A 10,304-nucleotide genomic window follows, 5' to 3' on the forward strand; every position below is an offset into this window, starting at 1 on the left:
GCGATCGTCCGCGACCTCGACCTGCTGCGGCCCATCTACGCCCAGACCGCCGCCTACGGCCACTTCGGCCGCGAACTCCCCGACTTCACCTGGGAGCGCACCGACCGCGCCCAGGCGCTGCGCAAGGCCGCGGGGGTCTGACATGCGTATCGCGGTCACCGGATCCATCGCCACCGATCACCTGACGACCTTCCCCGGCCGCTTCACCGAGCAGCTGATACCCGACCGGCTCGACACGATCTCGCTGTCGTTCCTGGTGGACGACCTGGAGGTGCGCCGCGGCGGCGTCGCGGCGAACATCGCCTTCGGTCTGGGATGTCTGGGATTCTCGCCGCTGCTGGTCGGCGCCGCCGGCACGGACTTCGCCCCGTACGACGCCTGGCTTCGCGAGCACGGTGTCGACACCACCTCCGTGAAGGTGAGCGCGACACGCCACACAGCACGTTTCATGTGCACCACGGACGCCGACCAGAACCAGATCGCCTCCTTCTACACGGGCGCCATGGTCGAGGCCCGCGAGATCGGGCTGGCCGACGTGGTCCGTCGTTCGGGAACGCCGGACTACGTCGTGGTGGCCCCGGACGACCCGGAGGCGATGCTGCGGCACACAGCGGAAGCCCGTGAGCTGGGCATCCCCCTCGCCGCGGACCCGTCGCAGCAGCTGGCCCGGCTGAACGGCGAGGAGACCCGGCGTCTGGTGGACGGCGCGGAACTGCTGTTCACCAACGAGTACGAGGCCGCCCTGCTCCAGGAGCGCACCGGCTGGACCGAACGCGAGGTCCTTCAGCGGGTCGGCACCTGGATCACCACCCGCGGCGGCGACGGCGTCACCCTCCTGAAGGCCGGCGCCCAAGCGGTCAGCGTCCCGGCGGTCCCCGCCAAGGACATCGCCGACCCGACGGGCGTCGGCGACGGATTCCGCGCCGGCTACCTGGCGGGCCTCGGCTGGGGGCTGTCCCAGGAACGCGCCGCCCAGCTGGGCTGTGCGCTGGCGACGACCGTCCTGGAGTCGGTGGGCACGCAGGAGTACCGGCTGGACCCGTCCTCCTTCACGGCCCGGATGGCGGACGTGTACGGGAACGGCCCGGCCGCCGAGATCACTCCCCACCTGCAGGCCAAGCCGTGAGTGCGCGAAGCGACGCCCTCCGCGAGGCGCTCGCGACCCGCGTGGTCGTCGCGGACGGAGCAATGGGCACGATGCTCCAGGCGCAGGACCCGTCCATGGAGGACTTCCAGCAGCTGGAGGGCTGCAACGAGGTCCTGAACGTGACCCGGCCGGACATCGTCCGCTCGGTCCACGAGGCCTACTACTCGGTGGGCGTGGACTGCGTCGAGACCAACACCTTCGGCGCGAACTACGCGGCCCTCGCCGAGTACGACATCCCGGAGCGCAACTTCGAGCTGTCCGAGGCCGGCGCCCGCATCGCCCGCGAGGTCGCCGACGAGTTCACCGCGTCGACGGGGCAGCAGCGCTGGGTGCTCGGGTCCATGGGCCCCGGCACCAAGCTGCCCACCCTCGGCCACGCCCCGTACACCACCCTCCGCGACGCCTACCAGGCCAACGCGGAGGGCCTGATCTCCGGCGGCGCCGACGCGCTGCTCGTCGAGACCACCCAGGACCTGCTCCAGACCAAGTCCTCCATCATCGGTGCGCGCCGTGCCATGGAGGCCCTCGGCGTCACCGTCCCGCTCATCTGCTCCGTCACCGTCGAGACCACCGGGACGATGCTGCTGGGGTCGGAGATCGGGGCGGCGCTGACGGCGCTGGAGCCGCTCGGGATCGACATGATCGGTCTGAACTGTGCGACCGGTCCGGCGGAGATGAGCGAGCACCTGCGGTACCTGGCGCGCAACGCCCGCATCCCGCTGGCGGCGATGCCGAACGCCGGCCTGCCCGTCCTGACCAAGGACGGCGCGCACTACCCCCTGTCGGCGGGCGAACTCGCCGACGCCCACGAAAGCTTCGTCCGCGAGTACGGCCTCTCCCTGGTCGGCGGCTGCTGCGGCACCACCCCCGAGCACCTGCGACAGGTCGTGGAGCGGGTGCGGGGCGCGGCCGTCACCGAGCGCAGCCCGCAGCCGGAGCCGGGGGCGGCGTCGTTGTACCAGACGGTGCCGTTCCGGCAGGACACCGCGTACATGGCGATCGGTGAGCGGACGAACGCGAACGGGTCGAAGAAGTTCCGGGAGGCGATGCTGGAGGGCCGCTGGGACGACTGCGTGGACATGGCCCGGGACCAGATCCGTGAGGGCGCGCACATGCTGGACCTGTGCGTGGACTACGTGGGCCGTGACGGTGTGGCGGACATGGAGGAGCTGGCGGGTCGTCTCGCCACCGCTTCGACGCTGCCGATCGTGCTGGACTCCACGGAGGTTCCGGTCATCCAGGCGGGTCTGGAGAAGCTGGGCGGGCGTGCGGTCATCAACTCGGTGAACTACGAGGACGGTGACGGCCCCGACTCCCGCTTCGCGAAGGTCACCCGGCTGGCGCAGGAGCACGGCGCCGCGCTGATCGCGCTGACCATCGACGAGGAGGGCCAGGCCCGCACGGTCGAGCACAAGGTTGCCATCGCCGAACGGCTGATCGCCGATCTGACGACGAATTGGGGGATCCGCGAGTCGGACATCCTCATCGACACCCTGACGTTCACGATCTGCACCGGTCAGGAGGAGTCCCGCAAGGACGGCATCGCGACGATCGAGTCGATCCGTGAGCTCAAGCGCCGCCACCCCGACGTCCAGACGACGCTGGGCCTGTCGAACATCTCCTTCGGCCTGAACCCGGCCGCCCGTGTGCTGCTGAACTCCGTCTTCCTGGACGAGTGCGTCAAGGCCGGTCTGGACTCCGCCATCGTCCACGCCAGCAAGATCCTTCCCATTGCCCGGTTCGACGAGGAGCAGGTCACCACCGCCCTCGATCTGATCTACGACCGGCGCAGTGAGGGCTACGACCCGCTGCAGAAGCTGATGGCCCTGTTCGAGGGCGTGAACACCAAGTCGCTGAAGGCGGGCCGGGCGGAGGAGCTGCTGGCGCTGCCGCTGGACGAGCGGCTCCAGCGGCGGATCATCGACGGGGAGAAGAATGGCCTGGAGGCCGATCTGGACGAGGCGTTGCAGACCCGTCCGGCGCTGGACATCGTCAACGACACCCTGCTGGAGGGGATGAAGGTCGTCGGTGAGCTGTTCGGCTCCGGTCAGATGCAGCTGCCGTTCGTCCTCCAGTCCGCCGAGGTCATGAAGACGGCCGTCGCCTACCTCGAACCGCACATGGAGAAGACCGACGACGAGGGCAAGGGCACCATCGTCCTGGCCACCGTCCGCGGCGACGTCCACGACATCGGCAAGAACCTCGTGGACATCATCCTCACCAACAACGGCTACAACGTCGTCAACATCGGGATCAAGCAGCCCGTCTCGGCGATCTTGGAGGCGGCGCAGGAGCACAAGGCCGATGTGATCGGCATGTCGGGCCTGCTGGTGAAGTCGACGGTGATCATGAAGGAGAACCTGGAGGAGCTCAACCAGCGCAAGCTGGCGGCCGACTACCCGGTGATCCTCGGCGGCGCCGCCCTGACCCGCGCCTACGTCGAGCAGGACCTCCACGAGATCTACGAGGGCGAGGTCCGCTACGCCCGCGACGCCTTCGAGGGCCTGCGGCTGATGGACGCCCTCATCGCCGTCAAGCGCGGCGTCCCCGGCGCTAGCCTGCCCGAGCTGAAGCAGCGCCGCGTGGCCAAGCGGGACACTCCGGCCCTCCAGGCGGAAGAGCCGCAGGAGCCCGGCGGCCGCTCCGACGTGGCCGTGGACAACCCCGTCCCCACCCCGCCGTTCTGGGGCACCCGCGTGATCAAGGGCATCCCGCTCAAGGACTACGCCTCCTGGCTGGACGAGGGCGCCCTCTTCAAGGGCCAGTGGGGCCTGAAGCAGGCCCGCGCCGGCGGGGCCACCTACGAGGAACTGGTCGAGAGCGAGGGCCGTCCGCGCCTGCGCGGCCTCCTGGAGAAGCTGCACACCGAGAACCTGCTGGAGGCGGCCGTGGTCTACGGCTACTTCCCCTGCGTCTCCAAGGGCGATGACCTCATCATCCTCGACGAGAACCGTTCGGAGCGCGCCCGCTTCACCTTCCCGCGCCAGCGCCGTGGCCGGCGCCTGTGCCTCGCGGACTTCTTCCGTCCCGAGGACTCGGGTGAGGTGGACGTGGTGGGCCTCCAGGTGGTCACCGTCGGATCGAGAATCGGGAAGGCGACCGCCAAGCTGTTCGAAGCGAACGCCTACCGGGACTACCTGGAGCTGCACGGCCTGTCCGTCCAGCTCGCCGAGGCCCTCGCCGAGTACTGGCACGCGCGGGTCCGCGCGGAGCTCGGCTTCGGCGGCGAGGACCCCGACAAGGTCGAGGACATGTTCGACCTGAAGTACCGGGGCGCCCGCTTCTCCCTCGGCTACGGGGCCTGCCCCGACCTGGAGGACCGGGCCAAGATCGCCGACCTCCTCCAGCCGGAGCGGATCGGCGTCCACCTCTCGGAGGAGTTCCAGCTCCACCCCGAGCAGTCCACCGACGCGATCGTCGTCCACCACCCGGATGTCACGTACTTCAACGCGCGCTGATCCGACTGCTCCGTACCGAACCCCGAAGGAACCGACCACCATGGCAGCAGAGACGGCAGAGCTCCCGTACCGCGCCCGTCCGGGCAGTCTGGCGGACCTCCTCGGTGCGGGGCAGAAGTCGTACTCCTTCGAGTTCTTCCCGCCGAAGACCGAAGGCGGCGAGCGCACCCTGTGGCACGCGATCCGCCGCATCGAGCCCTTCGCGCCCTCGTTCATCTCCGTCACCTACGGGGCCGGAGGCTCGTCCCGGGACCGCACGGTCGAGGTGACCAAGCGGATCGCCGCGGAGACCACGCTGCGTCCCGTCGCGCACCTGACCGCGGTCGGCCACTCGGTCGCCGAGCTGCGCCACATCATCGGCCAGTACGCCGACGCCGGCATCCGGGACGTCCTGGCTCTGCGCGGCGACCCGCCGGGCGATCCCCGGGGCGAGTGGACCGCACATCCCGAGGGGCTGCGCCATGCGCACGAACTCGTCTCCCTGGTACGGGAACTGGGGGAGTTCTCGGTGGGTGTGGCGGCCTTCCCCGAGCGGCATCCGCGCTCCTCGGACTGGGACAGCGACATCCGCCACTTCGTCGCCAAGTGCCGGGCGGGCGCGGACTACGCCATCACCCAGATGTTCTTCCGGGTCGACGACTACCTGCGGCTTCGCGACAGGGTGGCGGCCGCCGGCTGCGACACGCCGATCATCCCGGAGATCATGCCCGCCACCGACGTACGGCAGATCCGCCGCTTCGCCGAACTCAGCAACGCGTCCTTCCCCGACGAACTCGCCCAGCACCTCGACGCCGCCCGCGACGACCCCTCCGCGGGCTACCGCATCGGCGTCGACCACGCCACCGCCATGGCCGAGCGCCTCCTTGCCGAAGGAGCACCCGGCCTGCACTACATCACCCTCAACCGGTCCACCGCGACGCTCGAGATCCACCAGAACCTCGGTGTGTCACAGCCCCGGCAGCTTGCCGCTGCCCACCACTGAACCGTCCCTCACCGCATCACGGAGTCATGATGACGAGCCTGTCCCCCGCCGATTTCAAGGTCGCCGACCTTTCCCTTGCCGCCTTCGGCCGCAAGGAGATCACTCTGGCCGAGCACGAGATGCCGGGTCTGATGTCGATCCGCAAGGAGTACGCGCAGTCGCGGCCGCTGGCCGGTGCGCGGATCACCGGTTCGCTGCACATGACCGTGCAGACGGCCGTCCTGATCGAGACGCTCGTCGCCCTTGGCGCCGACGTCCGCTGGGCCTCCTGCAACATCTTCTCCACGCAGGACCACGCCGCCGCGGCGATCGCCGTCGGCCCGAACGGCACCCCGGAGGACCCGCAGGGCGTCCCGGTCTTCGCCTGGAAGGGCGAGACGCTGGAGGAGTACTGGTGGTGCACGGAGCAGGCGCTGACCTGGCCGAACACCCCCACCGGCGGCCCGAACATGATCCTCGACGACGGTGGTGACGCCACCCTCCTGGTCCACAAGGGCGTCGAGTTCGAGAAGGCCGGCGCGGCCCCGGACCCGTCGACGGCGGACTCCGAGGAGTACGCCCACATCCTCACGCTCCTCAACCGCACCCTGGCCGAGTCCCCGCAGAAGTGGACGCAGCTCGCGTCCGAGATCCGCGGCGTGACGGAGGAGACCACCACGGGCGTGCACCGCCTGTACGAGATGATGGCCGAGGGCACGCTGCTCTTCCCGGCGATCAACGTGAACGACGCGGTGACGAAGTCGAAGTTCGACAACAAGTACGGCTGCCGCCACTCCCTGATCGACGGCATCAACCGTGCCACGGACGTGCTGATCGGCGGCAAGGTCGCGGTCGTGTGCGGTTACGGCGACGTCGGCAAGGGCTGCGCCGAGTCGCTGCGCGGCCAGGGCGCGCGGGTGATCGTCACCGAGATCGACCCGATCTGCGCGCTGCAGGCGGCGATGGACGGCTACCAGGTCGCCACGCTGGACGACGTGGTGGAGACGGCCGACATCTTCATCACGACCACCGGCAACAAGGACATCATCATGGCCTCGGACATGGCCCGGATGAAGCACCAGGCGATCGTGGGCAACATCGGCCACTTCGACAACGAAATCGACATGGCGGGCCTGGCGAAGATCGACGGGATCGTGAAGGACGAGGTCAAGCCGCAGGTCCACACCTGGACGTTCCCCGACGGCAAGGTCCTGATCGTGCTCTCCGAGGGCCGCCTGCTGAACCTGGGCAACGCGACCGGCCACCCGTCGTTCGTGATGTCGAACTCCTTCGCGGACCAGACGCTGGCGCAGATCGAGCTGTTCACCAAGCCGTCGGAGTACCCGACCGACGTCTACGTGCTGCCCAAGCACCTCGACGAGAAGGTCGCCCGCCTCCACCTCGACGCGCTCGGCGTCAAGCTCACCACCCTGCGCCCCGAGCAGGCCGCGTACATCGGCGTCCAGGTCGAAGGCCCGTACAAGCCCGACCACTACCGCTACTGAGCACGCCGGAACGGAGTGGCAACAAGGTGATCACCATCGAACCCACGGACGAGACGGACGCGCTGACCACCGTCACCGTGATCGGCACCGGGCTGATCGGGACCTCCATCGGCCTCGCGCTCACCCAGCACGGTGTCCGCGTCCACCTCCAGGACGTCCACGCGGAGTCGGTACGGATCGCCGAGGCCAGGGGGGCGGGCACCGCGCTCGCCCCCGAGCGCCGGACGGACCTGGCGGTCATCGCCGTGCCCCCGCACAGCGTGAACGCCACTCTGGCCGACGCGCAACGACGCCGGATCGCCCGCCACTACACGGACGTGGCCAGTGTCAAGGCGTCGCTCCCGGCCGCCGGGGCGGGCTCCGGCTGGGATGCCTCCCGCTTCGTCGGGGGGCATCCCATCGCCGGGCGGGAGCACCCCGGCCCGGGAGCGGCCCGCAGCGACCTGTTCCAGGCCAAGCCGTGGATCCTGACCCCCAGCGCGGACACCTCGCGGGCGACGACCGCCACCGCCCGCCGGCTGATCGGCCTGTGCGGGGCGGACGCGGTGACGATGCAGGCGGAGGCGCACGACCGCGCCATCGCGGTGACCTCCCACCTGCCCCACCTGGTCAGCAGTCTGATGGCGCGGATGCTGCGGTCCTACGACCAGCGGGCGCTGGGACTGTCCGGCTCCGGGCTGCGCGACTTCACCAGGATCGCGGCCGGCGACCCCGAGCTGTGGACCGACATCCTCGGTTCCAACGCCACCGCGGTGCTCGGCGCGCTGGAAAGCCTGCAGCACGACCTGGAAATGACCAGGCGCGTCCTGCGCGCGCTGGCCGGAGCCTCGGAGGCCGGCGTCTCGGACGCCCCGGCCTACCGCGAGCTGCTGCGCCGGCTGCTGGAGGAGGGCAGGGCGGGGCAGCTGCTGATTCCGCAGAAGTACGGGGCGGCGGGCCGCGCGTACGACAAGCTGCAGGTCCTCCTCACGGACCGCGAGGGCGAACTCGCCCGGCTGCTGGCCGATGTGAGCGAGCTGAACGTGAACGTCGAGGACCTCTGGATCGAGGACTCCGCGGACTCCCCCGTCGGCCTGGCCGTTCTCTCGGTCGACGCGAGCGTGACCACCGCGCTGTCGGACTGGCTGGAGGAGCGCGACTGGGCCGTGTTGAGGGAATCCCTCTCGGCGGGTCCGGTGTCCGAGCCGGTCTGAGCCGGGCCCCCGAGGGGGGCGGCCGGGCAGGGGAGAGCGGGGCGTGAGCCGTCAGCCGGCGGTGAGCGCCCCGTTCGCCGTTTGCGCCCGGCCCGCCTGCCCCGGCATGCCCTGCGTCAGCTCCTGGAGCAGGTAGCCGCGGCCCCACGCCGTGCTGATGCCCAGCCCCAGGGGGGCGATGCGCCGGCGTATCCGCATCATGTGCAGGTCGAGCGCGTTGCGGCTGGCCCGGGAAGCGTCCGTCAGATGCGCGAGCGACTCCCTGGCGACCAGTGACCCGTAGTTGCGCACGAGCTCGGCGACGATGGCGACCTCCGTGGGAGAGAGCACCACCGAGCCGCCGTCGAACTGCAGCTCCCCGTCCACGCCGAGGGTCGGGACGCGGTAGGTGCCGGCCTTGGCGCGCAGCGCCATGACCCGCGCCTCGAGGTCTTCTCTGCTGACCGGGGCCCTGACCCAGTCCTCCCGGAGGTCCGCTGTCAGCGGCGGCGTCGCGCCGTTCTCCACGAGAAGGATCCGCAGGGCTCCGAGTTCCCTGCACTTCTCCCGCTTCGCCGTTTCCAGCGGCCAGCGGACGATCCTCACCTTGTCTTTGTCCGGGGTGGTCGACATGGGGTCCTCTGCGGTGCGGCATGACGGAGGCCCGTGCAGCGGCCCGACCTCCGCCTGAGGGCGGGACCGGGCCGCTGCACGGGCCGTTGACTACTTGGTGGCGATGATGACGCCGTGGGGGGTCCAGCCCGGGAACTCGATCCGCTCGAAGGACTCGGGGTTGAAGCCGGCCTTCGTCAGGGACTCCTCGTAGGTGGCCCAGGAGTAGATCATCCCGCCCTCGGCCGGCAGCGCGGCGAAGTAGACGCTGTCGAGCGCCGCCACGACCGGGCCGTCACCCTCGTCGTTGGACATCGAGTTGAAGATGATCACCCGGCCGCCCTCCGGCAGGGCGTGGTAGGCCTTGCGCAGCAGCGCGGTGTTCTCCTCGGGGGTCCAGATGACGAGCTGGTGGGCGAACATCACCGTGTCGTAGCCGGTGGGGAACTCGTCCGCGTGCATGTCGCCCGGCTTGACCGTGATCCGGTCGCTGAGGCCGGCCTCGGCGATCTTCTTCTCGGTCAGCGGGGCGGTCGGCGGGATCTCCAGGATGCCCGCCTCGATGTGCGGGTTGGCCTGGGCCAGCGCGATCGAGTTCACGGCGTCGCCGCCGCCGCAGTCGAGCAGCTTGGAAGTGCCGGACAGGTCCAGGACCTCCACCAGGTGCTGGTTGGCCAGCTCCGACCAGGACCGCATGTACTTGTAGAAGACCTGCTCCATGTGCGGGTTCTCGTTGAGGCGGTGGTACAGGTCGCGGCCGGAGCCGCGCACCCGGCGCAGACCGACGTTGCTGTTGGCGCGCAGCGACTCGGTGAAGTCGATCTGGCCCTCGTAGCAGACGTACTGCTCGAAGCCGACGGTGTCCTTGAAGCGCTGCCAGTCGTCCGTCTTGAGGAGCTCGGCCAGGACGGTGGCGAGCTGGTAGCGGCCGTCCTCGACGGTGAGCATGCCGAGCGACGTGGCACCCAGCAGGAGGATGTCGTTGGCGCGGTCGGCCAGGCCGAGCTCGGCGCCGATCTGCGCCTTGGTCAGGCCGGGCTTGTTCTCCAGCAGCTCGAAGAGGTTGAGCTCGCAGGCCGCGTTCAGGTACTGGAAGGCGGAGGCGCCGAAGAGGATCCAGGCCAGCCCGTCCATGTCCAGGGGGGCCTTGCCGGTCGGGGGGCCGCCGACGAGGTTCTGGGCCGCGGAGGTGTTGTCGAGGGTGACGGTCATGGTGCTGTTTCTCCTTGTGTGGTGGTGCGGGGTCAGGCGGCGGGGGCGGGGGTGGGACCGGCCCATACCGTCTCTATGTGTGCGAGGCACGCGCTGCGCGGACCGTCGAAGCCCGCCGACCGCCAGCCGGCGGGAACGGGGCGGTCCTGCGGCCAGATCGAGTACTGGCCGGCGTCGTTGACTACGACCGCGCAGGGGACGAGGTCGTCTTCGCCCAGGAAAGTGGCCAACCCGGTC

General features: G+C 70.0%; 9 protein-coding genes. 6 read left to right on the plus strand and 3 right to left on the minus strand.

Going from position 1 to position 10,304, the window contains the following annotated elements; genetic code table 11:
• The 6 genes from ACZ501_RS32740 to ACZ501_RS32765 form a co-directional block, all read left to right on the plus strand.
• Positions 1–141: methionine adenosyltransferase domain-containing protein (locus tag ACZ501_RS32740; RefSeq protein WP_468800287.1), on the plus strand; the 141-nt coding region annotated here is incomplete at its 5' end.
• A gap of 1 nt (position 142) precedes the next feature.
• Complete coding sequence (locus tag ACZ501_RS32745) at positions 143–1,126, plus strand: carbohydrate kinase family protein (RefSeq protein ID WP_468800237.1); 984 nt, start codon at positions 143–145, stop codon at positions 1,124–1,126.
• Positions 1,123–4,605 carry a methionine synthase gene (metH, locus tag ACZ501_RS32750; RefSeq protein ID WP_468800239.1) on the plus strand — a complete coding sequence of 1,161 codons (3,483 nt, stop codon included), beginning with the start codon at positions 1,123–1,125 and terminating at the stop codon, positions 4,603–4,605. Before ACZ501_RS32745 ends, metH begins: the two co-directional genes overlap by 4 nt.
• Positions 4,606–4,645: 40 nt before the next feature.
• Entirely contained in the window at positions 4,646–5,587 is a 942-nt protein-coding gene (gene metF / locus ACZ501_RS32755; protein WP_361611656.1) for a methylenetetrahydrofolate reductase [NAD(P)H], read from the plus strand.
• A gap of 29 nt (positions 5,588–5,616) precedes the next feature.
• A complete protein-coding gene (gene ahcY, locus ACZ501_RS32760) occupies positions 5,617–7,071 on the plus strand; it encodes an adenosylhomocysteinase (protein WP_468800241.1) in 1,455 nt (484 codons plus the stop codon).
• Positions 7,072–7,097: 26 nt separating this feature from the next.
• Positions 7,098–8,264 carry a prephenate dehydrogenase gene (locus ACZ501_RS32765; protein WP_361601533.1) on the plus strand — a complete coding sequence of 389 codons (1,167 nt, stop codon included), beginning with the start codon at positions 7,098–7,100 and terminating at the stop codon, positions 8,262–8,264.
• Positions 8,265–8,315: 51 nt separating this feature from the next.
• Here the strand turns inward: ACZ501_RS32765 and ACZ501_RS32770 are convergent, their stop codons facing one another.
• The 3 genes from ACZ501_RS32770 to ACZ501_RS32780 all read right to left on the minus strand — a co-directional run bounded on the left by ACZ501_RS32770 (position 8,316) and on the right by ACZ501_RS32780 (position 10,297).
• Entirely contained in the window at positions 8,316–8,876 is a 561-nt protein-coding gene (locus ACZ501_RS32770; RefSeq protein ID WP_361601530.1) for a winged helix-turn-helix domain-containing protein, read from the minus strand.
• 90 nt (positions 8,877–8,966) lie between these two features.
• Complete coding sequence (locus tag ACZ501_RS32775) at positions 8,967–10,067, minus strand: methyltransferase (RefSeq protein WP_361601527.1); 1,101 nt, start codon at positions 10,065–10,067, stop codon at positions 8,967–8,969.
• A 32-nt stretch (positions 10,068–10,099) separates the two neighbouring features.
• Entirely contained in the window at positions 10,100–10,297 is a 198-nt protein-coding gene (locus tag ACZ501_RS32780) for an MbtH family protein (RefSeq protein ID WP_361601524.1), read from the minus strand.
• Positions 10,298–10,304 lie beyond the last annotated feature (7 nt).

This window comes from Streptomyces sp. NPDC034085, assembly GCF_055575555.1.